Annotated in this window: 17 protein-coding genes; 11 read left to right on the top strand and 6 right to left on the bottom strand. The window is 63.4% G+C overall.

The annotated features are described in order from the left end of the window. Positions 1–4 precede the first annotated feature (4 nt). Positions 5–1,213: a lytic murein transglycosylase gene (locus tag B3M53_RS00320; protein ID WP_286799436.1), complete on the bottom strand. Its 1,209-nt coding sequence runs from the start codon at positions 1,211–1,213 to the stop codon at positions 5–7. A gap of 177 nt (positions 1,214–1,390) precedes the next feature. On the opposite strand from B3M53_RS00320, the gene ykgO reads away from it, so the two are divergent. The 5 genes from ykgO to B3M53_RS00295 are packed head-to-tail and all read left to right on the top strand — an operon-like array spanning position 1,391 to position 3,869. Continuing rightward, entirely contained in the window at positions 1,391–1,516 is a 126-nt protein-coding gene (gene ykgO, locus B3M53_RS00315; RefSeq protein WP_009801967.1) for a type B 50S ribosomal protein L36, read from the top strand. Between the two features lie 6 nt (positions 1,517–1,522). Next, complete coding sequence (locus tag B3M53_RS00310) at positions 1,523–2,128, top strand: HAD family phosphatase (protein WP_349678813.1); 606 nt, start codon at positions 1,523–1,525, stop codon at positions 2,126–2,128. 9 nt (positions 2,129–2,137) lie between these two features. Further along, positions 2,138–2,374 carry a hypothetical protein gene (locus tag B3M53_RS00305; protein WP_273019772.1) on the top strand — a complete coding sequence of 79 codons (237 nt, stop codon included), beginning with the start codon at positions 2,138–2,140 and terminating at the stop codon, positions 2,372–2,374. A gap of 40 nt (positions 2,375–2,414) precedes the next feature. Then, positions 2,415–2,993, top strand: a complete 579-nt coding sequence (locus B3M53_RS00300) for a hypothetical protein (protein ID WP_273019771.1) — start codon at positions 2,415–2,417, stop codon at positions 2,991–2,993. Between the two features lie 36 nt (positions 2,994–3,029). Then, positions 3,030–3,869: an alpha/beta fold hydrolase gene (locus B3M53_RS00295; protein ID WP_273019769.1), complete on the top strand. Its 840-nt coding sequence runs from the start codon at positions 3,030–3,032 to the stop codon at positions 3,867–3,869. A 179-nt stretch (positions 3,870–4,048) separates the two neighbouring features. Here the strand turns inward: B3M53_RS00295 and B3M53_RS00290 are convergent, their stop codons facing one another. Together B3M53_RS00290 and B3M53_RS00285 are read right to left on the bottom strand one after the other, a co-directional pair. After that, positions 4,049–4,609 carry a hypothetical protein gene (locus tag B3M53_RS00290; RefSeq protein WP_273019767.1) on the bottom strand — a complete coding sequence of 187 codons (561 nt, stop codon included), beginning with the start codon at positions 4,607–4,609 and terminating at the stop codon, positions 4,049–4,051. Further along, the gene (locus tag B3M53_RS00285) at positions 4,609–6,444 is read right to left on the bottom strand and encodes an aminopeptidase P family protein (protein ID WP_273019765.1); all 1,836 of its coding nucleotides are present in this window, start codon (positions 6,442–6,444) and stop codon (positions 4,609–4,611) included. Before B3M53_RS00285 ends, B3M53_RS00290 begins: the two co-directional genes overlap by 1 nt. Before the next feature lie 175 nt (positions 6,445–6,619). On the opposite strand from B3M53_RS00285, the gene B3M53_RS00280 reads away from it, so the two are divergent. Next, positions 6,620–6,778, top strand: a complete 159-nt coding sequence (locus B3M53_RS00280) for a hypothetical protein (RefSeq protein ID WP_022700495.1) — start codon at positions 6,620–6,622, stop codon at positions 6,776–6,778. Between the two features lie 85 nt (positions 6,779–6,863). Here the strand turns inward: B3M53_RS00280 and B3M53_RS00275 are convergent, their stop codons facing one another. Then, complete coding sequence (locus B3M53_RS00275) at positions 6,864–7,733, bottom strand: 50S ribosomal protein L11 methyltransferase (protein ID WP_273019763.1); 870 nt, start codon at positions 7,731–7,733, stop codon at positions 6,864–6,866. A 172-nt stretch (positions 7,734–7,905) separates the two neighbouring features. Here B3M53_RS00275 and B3M53_RS00270 point away from each other — a divergent pair, with 172 nt between their 5' ends. From B3M53_RS00270 to B3M53_RS00255, 4 genes are all read left to right on the top strand, one after another. Continuing rightward, complete coding sequence (locus tag B3M53_RS00270; protein ID WP_009801976.1) at positions 7,906–8,190, top strand: DUF2312 domain-containing protein; 285 nt, start codon at positions 7,906–7,908, stop codon at positions 8,188–8,190. A 73-nt stretch (positions 8,191–8,263) separates the two neighbouring features. Continuing rightward, positions 8,264–8,707, top strand: coding sequence for a nuclear transport factor 2 family protein (locus B3M53_RS00265; RefSeq protein WP_273019760.1), 444 nt, complete (start codon positions 8,264–8,266; stop codon positions 8,705–8,707). 11 nt (positions 8,708–8,718) lie between these two features. Further along, positions 8,719–9,351, top strand: a complete 633-nt coding sequence (locus B3M53_RS00260; RefSeq protein WP_273019758.1) for a hypothetical protein — start codon at positions 8,719–8,721, stop codon at positions 9,349–9,351. Positions 9,352–9,353: 2 nt separating this feature from the next. Further along, positions 9,354–9,833 (top strand): ASCH domain-containing protein, encoded by a 480-nt coding sequence (locus B3M53_RS00255; protein ID WP_273019756.1) that lies wholly within the window; start codon positions 9,354–9,356, stop codon positions 9,831–9,833. A 38-nt stretch (positions 9,834–9,871) separates the two neighbouring features. Here the strand turns inward: B3M53_RS00255 and B3M53_RS00250 are convergent, their stop codons facing one another. Together B3M53_RS00250 and B3M53_RS00245 are read right to left on the bottom strand one after the other, a co-directional pair. After that, complete coding sequence (locus B3M53_RS00250) at positions 9,872–10,261, bottom strand: VOC family protein (protein ID WP_273019754.1); 390 nt, start codon at positions 10,259–10,261, stop codon at positions 9,872–9,874. 241 nt (positions 10,262–10,502) lie between these two features. Continuing rightward, a complete protein-coding gene (locus B3M53_RS00245; RefSeq protein WP_273019753.1) occupies positions 10,503–11,999 on the bottom strand; it encodes a sigma-54-dependent transcriptional regulator in 1,497 nt (498 codons plus the stop codon). A 279-nt stretch (positions 12,000–12,278) separates the two neighbouring features. Between B3M53_RS00245 and B3M53_RS00240 the strand changes: the two genes are divergently transcribed. After that, the gene (locus tag B3M53_RS00240; protein WP_273019751.1) at positions 12,279–13,214 is read left to right on the top strand and encodes an alpha/beta fold hydrolase; all 936 of its coding nucleotides are present in this window, start codon (positions 12,279–12,281) and stop codon (positions 13,212–13,214) included. Positions 13,215–13,267 lie beyond the last annotated feature (53 nt).

Raw genomic sequence — 13,267 nt, 5'->3', positions numbered from 1 at the left:
ACTCTTAGCGCGCCCGCGCCATCACCGCTTCATAGGTCAGCTGGCCGGCGTATCCGTCCGGCGTCAGCCCGTTGGCGGCCTGAAAGGATTTCAGCGCGCGGCGGCTGTTCGCCCCGAAAATGCCGTCCACACCCCGCGTGTCATGACCGAGATCGGTCAATGTCTGCTGCAATTGGCGCGACTGGGAGCGGTTGATCGGCGGATTGTCTTCCGGCCAGCCGTCCGGCAGCGCGTCGAGCCCTTCCAGACGCTTGGCCAGATAGCCGACGCCCAGCGCATAGGCGGTGGAATTGTTGTAGCGCATCAGGGCGTCAAAATTTGAAAACGCCATGAAGGCCGGGCCTTGCGCGCCAGACGGTAGGACGATGCGGGCCGGACGGTACAAATCATCCGGGCTCCACTCGCCTTGAGCCGGTCGCACGCCATCCATCGCCCAGGCGGAGACGGCGCGGCGATCGCGTTCTTCCCAAGACGCAAAGTCAAACGTGTCGGGCAATGTCACTTCCGTCACCACCGGCGCATCGGTTTCCCACCCGGCACGCGCGAGCAGGTTCGCCGCCGAACCCAGGGCGTCCGCCTCAGTGGTCCAGATGTCGCGATGGCCGTCGCCATGCATGTCCACGGCGCGTTCAAGATAGGTGGTGGGGATGAACTGGGTCTGCCCCATCGCCCCCGCCCAGCTGCCGGTGAGCTGATCGCGCTCCGCATAGCCGCGTTCGAGCATGTCGGCGACCGCCAGAAGCTGGTTCTCGGCAAACTGACGGCGGCGGCCCTCCCAGGCGAGCGTCGCCAGCGAACGCACGATGTCGAAATCGCCCATGATGACGCCATAGGCGCTTTCCAGCCCCCAGATGGCGGTGAGGATGTCCGCATCGACGCCGAACTGCGCCTCGACCTGATCAAGCGCCTCGCGATGGCGGGCCTGAGCGTTCAGCCCGTTCTGGGTGCGCGCGTCAGACGCGGCGCCATTGAGATAGACCCAGACCGGGCGCACGAATTCAGGTTGGGAGCGGTCGCGATCGATGATGCGCGAATCAGGCTCCAGCCCGTCCATCATGATCGCGATTGTGGCGGGCTCTGCGCCATGCTCGGCCAGGCGCTGGCGAAAGCCGTCCGCCCAGTCCTCAAAGCTCATCTCCTGCGCGCCAGCGGCTGCGGTCATGAATATGGCCAGGGCCAGACCCAGGCCCTTGAACAGTGTGCTTAGCGTCATGACGATCCTGACTATATGCTTGCGCCCCTCACCGAAGCTGTATGATAGCGCTGCTCGCACACACATGCGAGGCGCCAGAAGCGTTGACTCTGCTCTAAGCTTTGCGTAAATCCCGCCCTCCTGATTTTTCCGGGGGCCGTTTGCGTCCTCACTCGCAATTAAGCTAGGGCGACGACCATGAAAGTGCGCAGCTCCCTGAAGTCCTTGAAGAACCGCCACCGCGACTGCCAAGTCGTGCGTCGCCGCGGCAAGGTCTACGTGATCAACAAAACCGACCCGCGTTTCAAAGCCCGCGCCGGCTAGACAGCCGTGTCGCGCGCGGTTCTCTGGGACCTGGGTCATACCCTGGTCGACTGGGACCCGCGCCGGGTCTACAGAACGCTTATGCCTGACGACGCCGCCGTGGAGCAATTCCTCGGCGGTGTTTGTACGATGGCGTGGCACACCGAGCATGATCGCGGCGTGCCGATGGCGGACAACCGCAAGCCCCTGATCGAGGCGCATCCCGACAAGGCCGATCTGATCACGGCCTGGGAAACGCGCTGGCCGGACATGTTTGACGGCTGGATCACGGGCATGGAAGCGGTGGTCGACCGCCTGAACGCCCTGGGCGTCGCGCAATACGCCCTGACCAATCTGCCAGCCGAGAAATGGTCTCACATCCAAGAGACCTATCCCAAGATCGCCGCGTTTGACGCCGTGGTGGTTTCAGGCGCCGAGAAGATGGTCAAACCCGATCCCCGTCTCTATCAGCTGACCATCGATCGCATCAGCCATGCGCCTGAAGACGTGCTGTTCATCGATGACCGGGATGACAATATCCGCGCCGGAATCGAAGCGGGCTTCAAGGGCCATGTCTTCAAGGGCGCCGAAGGGGCTGTCAGAGCCCTGCGCGAGCATGGCGTCGATCTCTAGACGATCCGGTTGAAGTCGGGCGGATGGCCTTCTAATTTTACTGTCGAGCAAATCGACGGGATGATTACGAGCAAAGCTGTTCGCTGGGCCTTGGTCAGTTTCGCCATCCTCATTCAGCTGGCGGCCGCAACGGTTTTTCCTCAAAGCCCTCAGGCCTTGCGCGCCTTTGTCGCCGGATCTCTGTCTGGCGTGCCGATCAGCATCATCCTGATGAAGACAGGACTGATCTCTCAAAAAACCGCATAGCGCGCTTGCCGCATCCTGTGTCTCGCTTATCCTCCCCTGCATGATGCTGCTGAGCCTTCTGGCCGCTGTTCAGGCGACGCCGCTACTGGATCTGGCGCCCGCGCCGGATGCCGATCCGCCGCGCACCTATCAATCCGCCTCCGAGCGCCTGGAAGAAAAGCTCGATGAGCTGCTGACCGCGCCCGGAGAAGAAGCCGCCGCAGAAATCGCCAGCCAGGTCCGATCACTCTGGCGGCAACAGGCCGGGCCGACCGCTGATCTCCTCCTGCAACGCGGCGCTGAGGCGCGCGAGGCTGGCGATCTGAGCACCGCCTGGCGCAGCTACGATCATTTGCGCACGCTCGAGCCTGACTATGCCGAAGGTTGGATCGTTTCCGCCGAACTCGCCATCGAGGACACTGACTGGGATTTCGCGCTTGAGGCGCTCAACCAGGCCGTGACGCTCGATGCGCGGCGCTATGACGCCTGGGCGCTTCTGGGCAGGGCGCTGGAGCAGGCCCAGGCGCGTGAAGCGGCGATGGAAGCCTATCGCGAAGCGCTGGCGCTGTATCCGCTGCATCCCGCCGCTGGCCCCGCCCTGGCCCGGTTGGAGCGTGAGCTGGCCGGACGCGCGCTCTAGGCGCGCAGAGGAAACCGACCGAATGAGGATGACTTCATGACAGGCGGTTTCATCGAGCTGGGCGGCGTTCAACTTCACCACCACATCACTGGCCCGGAGGACGCGCCCGCTTTGCTGGTGCTGCACGGGGCCTCCACCTCCTATCTTGAACCGTTCATGGCGCTCTCGACGGCGCTGGAGGCCTACCGCGTGATCTGGCTGGACCGGCCGGGCCTGGGGTGGAGCGAACGCCCCGCCGGCCCCTGGTCACCGGGACGGGAAGCGGAACTGATCGAGCATTTCCTGACCGCGATAGGCGTGCCGCGCGTGACCGTGCTCGGCCACTCCTGGGGCGCCGCCATCGCCTTGCGCCTGTTGATGGACTTTCCCCAGCGCACGGGCGGCGGCGTTCTGATCAGCCCGGCGGCGCGCGCCTGGGTCGGTGAAGCGGCGGGCTATAACAAGATGACCGGCTGGCCGGTGATCGGCCCACTGATCAGTCATGTGGTCGCGCCTGTGCTGGGCCCGGGTCAATTGCCCAAAGGCGTCAAAAGCGCGTTTCACCCCGAGCCGGTCCCCACGGGCTATATCGAGACCGCCCGGCTCGACCGCTTGTTCGCGCCGTCAGTCTGGCGTGCGAACGCGGCGGACATGGCGCGCGTCAACACGCATCTGGCCGAGCAGGAAACCCGCTATGGCGAGATCACCCAGCCGGTGATCGTGCTCGCCGGTCCCAAGGACACGGTGGTGCGCACCAGCCGTCATGCCGAGCCGGTCGCCAAGACCTTGCCGCGCGGCGAGCTACGGCTGCTGCCGAAGGCGGGTCACAATCTGCACCACGCCTATTCCCACGAGGTGACGCAAGCGGTGGCGGACGTGGTCGCGCGCAAACGCTGAAACGCGGCCTCGAACCGCAGGTTCGCAAGCGCGACCGCGCGCCCGCAGCGTCAGCGAGGAGCGAACACCCGGACGTGTGTGAGCCTTGGGAAAAACCGAACCGCAGGTCCGCAAGACCAAAGGCCGCCCGCAGCGCAGCGAGGATCGACCGAGCGGAGGCGAGGGAGAACTTGAGAAAATCAGTCGCTGACCCGGCGGTACACGCCGTCAATGCGCAGCTGCCCGTTCTGCGCCCTGTAGAGCGCCTGCATCAGCGTGGTGAGCTGATCGAGATCGTGGATCGGGCAATACCCTTCCGCATCCAGAACCACGTCCGCGCTGTCCAGGACAGCGTCGGAGACATCGCTGCACGAGGGCTGGTGATAGCTGACCAGTGCGCCGTCTTCATACACAAAGGCGAGACCGTAGCCCACGCCGTCCTCACGCGGGGACTGAACGATATAGACATTGTCAAAAAGCGCATGGAACCGCGCGTTCTGATGGGGAAAATTCTCGGTGTCCGAGACATAACGACGTTGCGTCAGGCTGATCCGCCCGGTCCAGGTGGGCCGGTCCCATTCGCGGCCATCGGGATGGGTGGGCGTGTGGGCGTAAACGCCCTCGGCCACGGGCCGGTCCGCCCCCCAATACCCCACCAGCTCTGTCTCGCTGGCGAAACACGCCGACAGAGCCAACGCAAAAGCGAGCCCGACGCTGACGCGCAGACTCGCTTTCACAAGACGCAGCGCCCAAGCGCTCATCAGGGCGTCGCGCCCAGAATGGGCTCGCACGCCTTGGCGAGCCAGGCCGCAGCCTCACCGTCCAGAAGCGGCAGGACTTTTTTGCGCACATCGGCGTGATAGGCGTCGAGCCAGACAAGCTCGTCCTTGTCCAGCAAGGAGACATCCACCAGCGCACGGTGCATGGGCGCCATGGTCAGGGTTTCAAAGCCGAGCATGGAGCGATTGCCGCCCGGAACCGGTTCGGCAGGCGTGACCACCTGCAGGTTCTCGATCCGGATGCCGTAATCGCCGACCTGGTAATAGCCCGGCTCGTTGGACACGATCATGCCCGCTTCAAGCGCAATGGCGTTCGGCGCCTTGGAAATGCGCTGCGGACCTTCATGAACGCCCAGATAGCTGCCGACGCCATGGCCGGTGCCATGGTCATAGTCGAGCCCGGCGTTCCACAGCGGCTGACGCGCCACAGCGTCCAGCGCATGACCGGACGTGCCTTCAGGGAAACGTATGCGCGACAGCGCGATATGCCCCTTCAGAACGAGCGTGAAATGACGGCGCATCTGCGCGGTCGGCTCGCCAATCGGCACCGTGCGCGTGATGTCGGTGGTGCCGTCCGGATACTGGCCGCCTGAATCCACCAGGAAGAGCGAGCCCTTCTCCAACGTCCGGTTGGAATCCGTGTTCACCCGGTAGTGAGGGAAAGCCCCGTTCGGACCGGCGGCGGAAATCGTCTCAAACGAGATGTCTTTCAGCTGCGGCGACATGTGCCGGAACTCCTCCAGCTTCATCGCCGCGCGGATCTCGTCCATCTCGCCAGACTGGGCTTCGGTGTCGAGCCAGTGCAGGAAACGGGCGATGGCGGCGCCGTCGCGGATATGCGCCTGACGGCTGCCTTCGACCTCGACCGGGTTCTTGCACGCTTTCGGAAGGGCGACCGGGTCAGGCTTGCGCTGAACCTTGGCGTTGGCGCCGTCTAGCTGCTGCACGACCCAGACTGACGCCGTGGCTGGATCTACCCGCACCGTCTTGCCAGAAAGCGCTTTCAGCCCGTCTGCAAACTCGGTCTCGGGCCGGATCGCCACTTCATTGCCCAGATGGCTGCGGGTGGCGTCCGTGAGCTTGGCCTCGTTGATGAACAAGGTCGCCTGCCCGGACGGCTCGATGATCGCCGAGGACAGCGGCAGCGGCGTACACGCCACATCGCCGCCGCGCACATTGAACAGCCAGGCGATGGAGGCGGGATCGGTGATCACGGCGGCGTCCGCGCCGTCGTCCTTCACATCTTCGCCGATCCGCTTGCGCTTGTCGCCATGGGCTTCGCCTGCGACGTCCAGCGGCTGGGGATGCACGCTTGCGAGAGGAGCGGCGGGACGATTCTCCCAAGCCTGGTCGATCGGATTGGTTTCAACGGCGACCAGCTTGGCGCCGGACTTGTCGGCGGCTTCCTGCAACTTGGTCAGCGCGTCCGGCGAATGCAGGCGCGGATCATAGCCGATGGTCTGGCCAGGCTTGGCCGTCTTGCGGATCCAGCCCGCCATGCCGGTCTTGACCAGGTCCTCATAGTCAAAAAGGCTTTGATCGACCTGGGATTTGACCTGCTCGGTATAGCGGCCGTCCACAAAGACCGCCGCCACATCGCCGAGCACAGCCGCCGCGCCCGCGGAGCCGGTGAACCCGGTCGCCCAGGCGAGGCGTTCTGCATTGGCGGGCAAGTACTCGTTATTGTACTCGTCCTCATGGGGGATCAGGAATCCGTCGAGGCCGGCTTTCGCCAGGCTGGCGCGGAGCTTGGGAAGGTTTTCGCGCCCGTATTGAGGCCCGCCCTTCACGTGAAATTGCTGGATCTGATGGGTCATGGGGCAAAGCTAGGCCCGCGCCCGCGGCTTATCAATCTCATCCGTGCGACAGTGCGCAGCGAAATCGTCCGCCTTGCATTTCTGCAGGTCGGGCCTGCACAAATGGTTATGGCGCAAATAACCCTACAAGCTCATATCCCCGTTACGAAATTTCAGCCCGTAACGGAGCCCCCGCATGTTTCATCATGACGCCCATCTTCGCCTGAGCGCTTGCGACGGCCTGCGCTCTGTTCGCCGCGCCGAAACGGCAGGCGTGCGCGCCCGTCCGCGCAACACCGACGCCAACTCATTGTTTGAGAAAATCGGCCTCGGCGGCCGCGCCCGCAAACTCTGAGCCGGTCCCCTCACCGGCTTAATAAAAAGCGCGCCAGGCCTCACAGCTGGCGCGCTTTTTTCGTTTCAGGCGTTCCCGGCGTCATTTATCCAGCGTAGACTAGGGTCACCCAACCATCGAGGATCGCCTTGTCGATCCGTTTGAGGCCCAGCGCGTCATAGGCGGCCTCGACCTTGTCAGACTGCTCTTCGAGCAAGCCGGACAAAATCACCCGCCCGCCTTTCTCAAGACGGCTGACGATACCCGGCGCCAGGGTGATCAGCGGGCCGGCCAAAATGTTTGCGAAGATAAGATCAAACGAGCGCGTCTCCAGCACCGGATGATGGAAGCCGTCCGCCATCACCGCTTCAATGCGGGGTTTGACGCCGTTCTTGGCGGTGTTCTCCACCGTTTCGATCACTGATTCCTCGTCGATATCGGTGGCGAGAATTTCACAGTCGGGCCAGATCTTCGCCGCGGCGATGGCGAGCAGCCCGGTCCCGGTCCCAAGGTCCAGCACGGTTGCAGGCCGGAAGCCCGAGCGGTCGATCTTGTCGAGCGCTTCCAGGCACCCCTTGGTGGTGCCGTGATGACCGGTGCCGAAAGCGGGTCCGGCTTCAATCCACAGACCGATCTGTCCCTCGGCGAGATCGCCTGAGGTGTGCTCGCCATAGACCAGGAAGCGGCCAGCTTCGACGCTGGGCAGACCTTCCAGTGACATGGCGATCCAGTCTTCATCGGGCAAAGGCGCGAACAGCACTTCCACATCGTCATGATCGAGACCGATGTCGCCGACGAACGCGTCCGCATCGGGCTGATGGTCAAACAGAATGTCGATGCGGCCTGCTTCGGGCGAGCCGTCCTCGAACACCGACCAGCTGACCGGCAAGGGCTCCAGCTCATCATCCAGACGCGCATTCGCCGCGCGAATGATCGGCATGGGACCGCGGCCTTCAATGCGCCAGAGCGTGGTCATGTCAGTCTCCTGTTGTCATGCTGGCAAGGGCTCTAACGGCTTCCGGGCCGGAAGGAAAGCATGCAACGCGTCTGCATGATCTGCGCTTTGGGCGTCACGACCGGCTTGCCCCGCCCCGCCCCCCTCGCCTATCGAAGAGGGCAAGATCGTAAATCCCCGCCAGGAGACCCTCATGGCCGACTTTGCCGCTTCCACGCCTGAAAAAGACGAATCCGACGCCATCGGCGCCGCCGCGCGTGACCAGTTGCGCGCCCTGGTGGCCCGCATCGAGCGCCTTGAAGAAGACAAGGCCGGCGTCGCCGCCGACATCAAGGAGGTCTACGCCGAGGCCAAATCCATGGGCTATGACACCAAGGTTCTGCGCAAGGTGATCTCCCTGCGCAAACAGGATGCCCATGAGCGCCAGGAAATGGAAGCGCTGCTGGAGCTGTATCTGGGCGCTGTCGGCGAGCACTAGCCCTTTACCGCGTTGTAAGCTGACGCGCGGTCCGGTTCGGTCAGTATGTCGAGGTCACTCACAGGAGACCTTGATGATCAAATCGCTCGCCGTCAGCGCGCTCGCCTTCGCCAGCTTCGTCCTCGCCCCCAGCGCCTTCAGCCAAACCGATGAAGAGGCGGTGCGCGAGACGGTGCTGCATTATTTTGAGGGCGGCAATACAGGGTCGCCCGACCGGGTCGCGCAGGCGTTCGACACCGAGAACGGACATTTCTATGTCCGCCGCTCGACAGAGGGCGAAGACACGATCTCGGCCTGGCCGCTGGGCGAATTCGCTTCGGTGTTCACCAATGCGCCACCCTATGAGCGGAGGGGTGAATTTGCCGAGATCCGCATCGTTGATGATAGCATGGCCTTCGTGCACTTCATCATCACCATGCCCGGGCGCGAATTTGATGACTTCTTCCTGCTCTACAAAATCGAGGGCGACTGGCGGATCGTCAGCAAGACCGCCAGCCTGGAACTGCTCGAGGAGTAACACCTGGTCCCATGGCGCGTGAGGTTGAGGATAAATCGACCCGCAAGGCTCTGGCCCGCATCCGCCGGGCCAAGGCCGCTGTGGAGCGCGCTATCGCCAAGGCGGAATCAGATGATCCCGACGCCGCTGAAGCCGCCCGGGTCGAGCTGACCGATTGGGAAGACGAGTTCATGGCCTCCGTCGAGGAGCGCCTGAACACGTTCGGGTCCGCCTATGCCGATCCCGCCCTGGGCTCTGAAGGTGAAGCACTGTCCCGGCTGCAGCTCGCCAAGCTCAAGGAAATCGAGAAGAAAGCCCAGGGCAAGGCCCCCAAGGGCTTCGCGCGCGGCGGCGGGTCGAGCTTCAAGAACAAGGGCTCGGGCTTCAAGCGCAAAGGCCCTGAACGCCGCTCGCGCGATCGCGACATCCATGAAGACGTCATCGCGCCGGTCGAGGATACAGCGCCTGATCCCGTCGCGGAGTTGCGCAAATCCGGACTGGTGCGCAAAGGCTTCACCCCGGAAGTCGTGGAGAACACATCCGCTCCTGAAGAGACCGCACCGCAAGACAGCGATGACCGTGAAACGGATACGCCCGATACGCCAACCCCGCCCCAGCCGCCTCGCCGCGGCGGCTTTCGGGTGATCGAGGGCGGCAAGGACTAGAAATGACGCCTGAATTGACCGCTGAACAGGCTGCACTCTGGGCGCAGTTTCAGGCCGAAACCGGGATAAAGGCCCCGCTGCGCGGCGTCGACGCTTTCGGCGACAGTCCGGAGATGATGGATGAGCTGCTCGCTCTGGTGCTGAGTCGGACCAAGCAGGCCACCGCCAGCCTGGCGCGCTGGTTCGTGGACGATCCGCTAGGTCTGCCCAAACCCGGTGATCTGTGGCTGATCACAGACGGGCGCGGGTCGCCGGCTTGCGTCACCCGGACGACGCGCGTCGACGTCATGCCCATCCACCAGGTGGACGCCGAATTCGCCTGGGTCGAAGGCGAGGGCGACCGGTCTTATGCGTACTGGATCACCGAGCACCGCAAATTCTGGCGACGCGAAGCCGCGCGTGAGGGGTTTGAGTATTCAGACGATCTCGACGTGGTTTGCGAACGCTTCGAGCTGGTCTGGTCGCCCGATCAGCCGGAATAGAAAAGAAGCGGGCTTTCACCCGCCTCTCCTGAAATCGGTTAGGGGCGATGGATGGCGCAGAGCTTGTTGCCGTCCGGATCACGCACATAGGCGAGATTCATCGCGCCCATATCACTCTCACGCAGCCCGGGCGCATCCTCGATAGACGCGCCGCCATGAGCGACCGCCACATCGTGAAATTGCGTGAGCTGATCGAACGAGCTGCACTTGAAGCCGAAGGTCGAGCCATTGCCAGCGGTCGCGGCTTGTCCGTCAATGGGCTCGCTGACGCAGAAAACGCTGCCATCGTGGATATAGAACAAGCGGACATGACCGGTCGGCGCTTCATTGCGCACAGGCTCGCCCGCGCCCAGAACGCCCAGAACGGCGTCGTAAAAGCGCTTGGACCGCTCGATATCATTCGATCCGACCATGATGTGATTGAACATGCAGTCCTCCGTCTGCGATTAAAGAGTCTGCATTCTCGCGCGAGACGAAATCCTGTCCATGCCTGAGCGCAGAGCGTCAAGAACGAAGCAAACTTCATAGCGCGTTGAGAGCGCGGAAGCTTTCGCGGGCCCAGCCCCCAACAACAAATCGCGGCCCAGGCTGAACGCCTGAACCGCGATGAAGTTTTGGCTCAAAACCTGGACGCCGTACTGGACGTCCAGCCCTGAATACAGCGTCGCCTCAGCCCGCTTCGCGGAAATTATCCACGTCGAGATCGTACTCGCGCACTTTGCGATAGAGCGTGGAGCGGCCCACGCCCAGGCGTCGGGCGACCTCGGCCATGCGGCCGGAATAGGTCTCGATGGCGAAGGCGATCAGATCGCGTTCAATGCTTTCCAGTGAGCGCAAATGTCCGCCTTCATCCATGATGTCGACGGGCAGATGCTCGTCTTCAGCCGCATGCGCCGCAGCGCCCTCAAACTGCTCGGCCGGCAAGCTCGGCGCAGCGGCCGGCACGGTCTGAACATTGGCGGCCGGCGCAACGGGCGCATCGCGCAGGGTCGGGGCGAGCCCGGAAATCTGCGGGAAGTCCTCTTCGGTAAGATAATCGGTGTCTGACAGAACCACGGCGCGGAACACCGCGTTTTCAAGCTGGCGCACATTGCCTTTCCAGTGATGGCTGGAGAGCATGTGCATGGTCTCAGCCGTCGCATCGAGCACCGACTTGCCTTCCTGGGCGTTGAAGCGCGCAATGAAATGGCGCACCAGAGCCGGAATGTCTTCGGTCCGCTCTTTCAGGGACGGCACTTCGATCGGGAACACGTTCAACCGGTAAAACAGGTCTTCACGGAACGCGCCGGTCTTCACCTGTTCGGCCAGATCACGGTTGGTCGCCGACACGATGCGCACATCCACCTTCACCGGGCGCTTGGAGCCCACCGGGTCCACTTCGCCTTCCTGAAGGGCGCGCAGCAGTTTCACCTGCATGTCGAGCGGCAGTTCGCCGATTTCATCAAGGAACAGCGTGCCGCCATCGGCCTCCTGGAATTTACCCAGATGCTTGGCCACAGCGCCCGTGAACGAGCCCTTTTCGTGACCAAACAGGGTGGATTCCACCAGGTTTTCAGGGATAGCGCCGCAGTTGACCGCCACAAAGGGACGGCCCGCCCGGTCAGACCCCGCCGCGATCGCGCGCGCCACCAGCTCCTTGCCCACGCCGCTTTCCCCGGTGACGAGGATCGGAATGTTGGACTTGGCTGCGCGTTCGCCCAGCCGCACCACCTGGCGCATGGACGGAGCGCCGGCGATCATGTCGGCGAAGCCCAGCGCGCCGGAGGTTTTCTTCTTCAGGCGGCTAACCTCGCCGGACAAATCCTTGACCTTGAGCGCGTTGCGGATCGACACCGCGATGCGTTCCGGGCTGGCGGGCTTCACAAAGAAGTCCACGGCCCCGGCCCGCATGGCTTTCACCACGGTTTCAATGCCGCCATGCGCCGTGAGGACGATGACCGGAAGATCGGGGTTTCGGGCCTTGATCGCTTCCAGCGTTTCAATGCCGTCCATACCGGGCATGACCATGTCGAGCATGACCACGTCCACCCCGCCGCGCTTGACGCGCTCGAGGCCGGCTTCCCCATCTTCGGCGGTCTCCGCCAGATGCCCCTGTTTTTCCAGAACCGCCTGCATCAGGCGGCGCTGAGTCGGATCGTCATCGACAATCAGTACGGTCTTGGCCATCACACCCACGCCTTTTCGGTCGCTTATTTATCGGAGCGGTTTGTGAGTGGACCGACCAAGGTTTTCCTCGTGTCGGTCCAAACCGCCCTCCCACCTGTTGTGTGACCCTTTATGGGACACCCGGCGTAAAGATGAGGTGTAGAGGCGACTCAGAAAGTGTTAGGGTAAATAGAGGGTTAGTCTGTTCTTAAACCCTTGCTCAGACTCTGCCGTTTGACGGGTCGGCCCTGCGCGGTCTACCCCTGAAGCTCCTAAGTATAAGAGACCCAAGGTCCGATCATGACCAAAGCCGACCGCTTACCCCCGCCCCTCGCACCGTTTGACGGCCAGCCTGTGCCCGCGCCGGACTGGTTCAACCACGCGCTCGAAACCGAGGCTGAAACCGGCGTGGCGGACCGGGACGGCGTGTCCCTCGCCTGGAAAGCCTGGGGCGAACGCGGCAAGCCCGGCGTGCTGCTGGTGCATGGCGGCACAGCCCATAAAGGCTGGTGGGACGCCATGGGGCCGTTCCTGGCGAAAGAAGGCGGCGGGCGCCGCGTCGTCGCCGCGGACCTTTCAGGCATGGGCGAAAGCGGCTGGCGCGACGTCTACACCATGGACGAGCACGCCCGGGATATGCTGGTCGCGGCTGAGGCCGGCGGCGCGTGTCAGGCTGGAAAGCCGATCATGATCGGGCATTCGTTCGGCGGTTTCGTCACCTTGCAGGCCGCCACCATGCTGGGCGATCAGCTGGAGGCGGCGATCATTCTCGACAGCCCGATCCGCAAGCCCGAAAAGCAACGCGAAGGCAGCCCGCCCCGTCGCGGCGGGCGCGTGTATTCCGATCTTTCAGCGGCGCTGGCGCGCTTCCGGCTGCTGCCTGAGCAGGAGTGCGACAATCTGTGGATCATCGATCATATCGCCCGCGGCAGCCTGAAAGCCGTCGATGAGGGCTATACATGGCTGTTTGATCCCGATCTCTGGGCGAAGCTCACCTATCAACGTCGCGACCCCGAAGCCGCTGCGGCCAATCTCAAATGTCCGCTGGCGTTTATTCGCGGGGAAAACTCCGTCCTGATGGGCGAGGAGACCTGGAGCTACATGAAAGCGACTTTCACCCGTTCGCCCTTTGTCAGCATACCGAACACCCAGCACCATCTGATCCTGGACGCCCCGCTGGCGGTGACCGCAGCGCTCGACGCGCTGATCGAAGGATGGGCGCGCAAGCCAGTCTAGACCGCTTGCGCATCTTGGCGAGAGCCAAGGAGCGTGATACATGCGCGATCACA

It is taken from the genome of Oceanicaulis sp. UBA2681, assembly GCF_002354675.1.
In the GTDB taxonomy this organism is placed as follows: Bacteria; Pseudomonadota; Alphaproteobacteria; order Caulobacterales; family Maricaulaceae; genus Oceanicaulis; species Oceanicaulis alexandrii.
Note: the sequence above shows the minus strand (reverse complement) of the source record. Positions and strands in the feature narration are given on the sequence as shown.

Coding starts and splice junctions, on each gene's coding strand:
- ykgO (WP_009801967.1), top strand. CDS start 1,391: ATGAAAGTGCGCAGCTCCCTGAAGTCCTTGAAGAACCGCCACCGCGAC.
- B3M53_RS00245 (WP_273019753.1), bottom strand. CDS start 11,999: ATGGCCAAGACCGTACTGATTGTCGATGACGATCCGACTCAGCGCCGC.
- B3M53_RS00265 (WP_273019760.1), top strand. CDS start 8,264: ATGATCAAATCGCTCGCCGTCAGCGCGCTCGCCTTCGCCAGCTTCGTC.
- B3M53_RS00280 (WP_022700495.1), top strand. CDS start 6,620: ATGTTTCATCATGACGCCCATCTTCGCCTGAGCGCTTGCGACGGCCTG.
- B3M53_RS00290 (WP_273019767.1), bottom strand. CDS start 4,609: ATGAGCGCTTGGGCGCTGCGTCTTGTGAAAGCGAGTCTGCGCGTCAGC.
- B3M53_RS00260 (WP_273019758.1), top strand. CDS start 8,719: ATGGCGCGTGAGGTTGAGGATAAATCGACCCGCAAGGCTCTGGCCCGC.
- B3M53_RS00295 (WP_273019769.1), top strand. CDS start 3,030: ATGACAGGCGGTTTCATCGAGCTGGGCGGCGTTCAACTTCACCACCAC.
- B3M53_RS00285 (WP_273019765.1), bottom strand. CDS start 6,444: ATGACCCATCAGATCCAGCAATTTCACGTGAAGGGCGGGCCTCAATAC.
- B3M53_RS00320 (WP_286799436.1), bottom strand. CDS start 1,213: ATGACGCTAAGCACACTGTTCAAGGGCCTGGGTCTGGCCCTGGCCATA.
- B3M53_RS00300 (WP_273019771.1), top strand. CDS start 2,415: ATGATGCTGCTGAGCCTTCTGGCCGCTGTTCAGGCGACGCCGCTACTG.
- B3M53_RS00275 (WP_273019763.1), bottom strand. CDS start 7,733: ATGACCACGCTCTGGCGCATTGAAGGCCGCGGTCCCATGCCGATCATT.
- B3M53_RS00270 (WP_009801976.1), top strand. CDS start 7,906: ATGGCCGACTTTGCCGCTTCCACGCCTGAAAAAGACGAATCCGACGCC.
- B3M53_RS00250 (WP_273019754.1), bottom strand. CDS start 10,261: ATGTTCAATCACATCATGGTCGGATCGAATGATATCGAGCGGTCCAAG.
- B3M53_RS00255 (WP_273019756.1), top strand. CDS start 9,354: ATGACGCCTGAATTGACCGCTGAACAGGCTGCACTCTGGGCGCAGTTT.
- B3M53_RS00240 (WP_273019751.1), top strand. CDS start 12,279: ATGACCAAAGCCGACCGCTTACCCCCGCCCCTCGCACCGTTTGACGGC.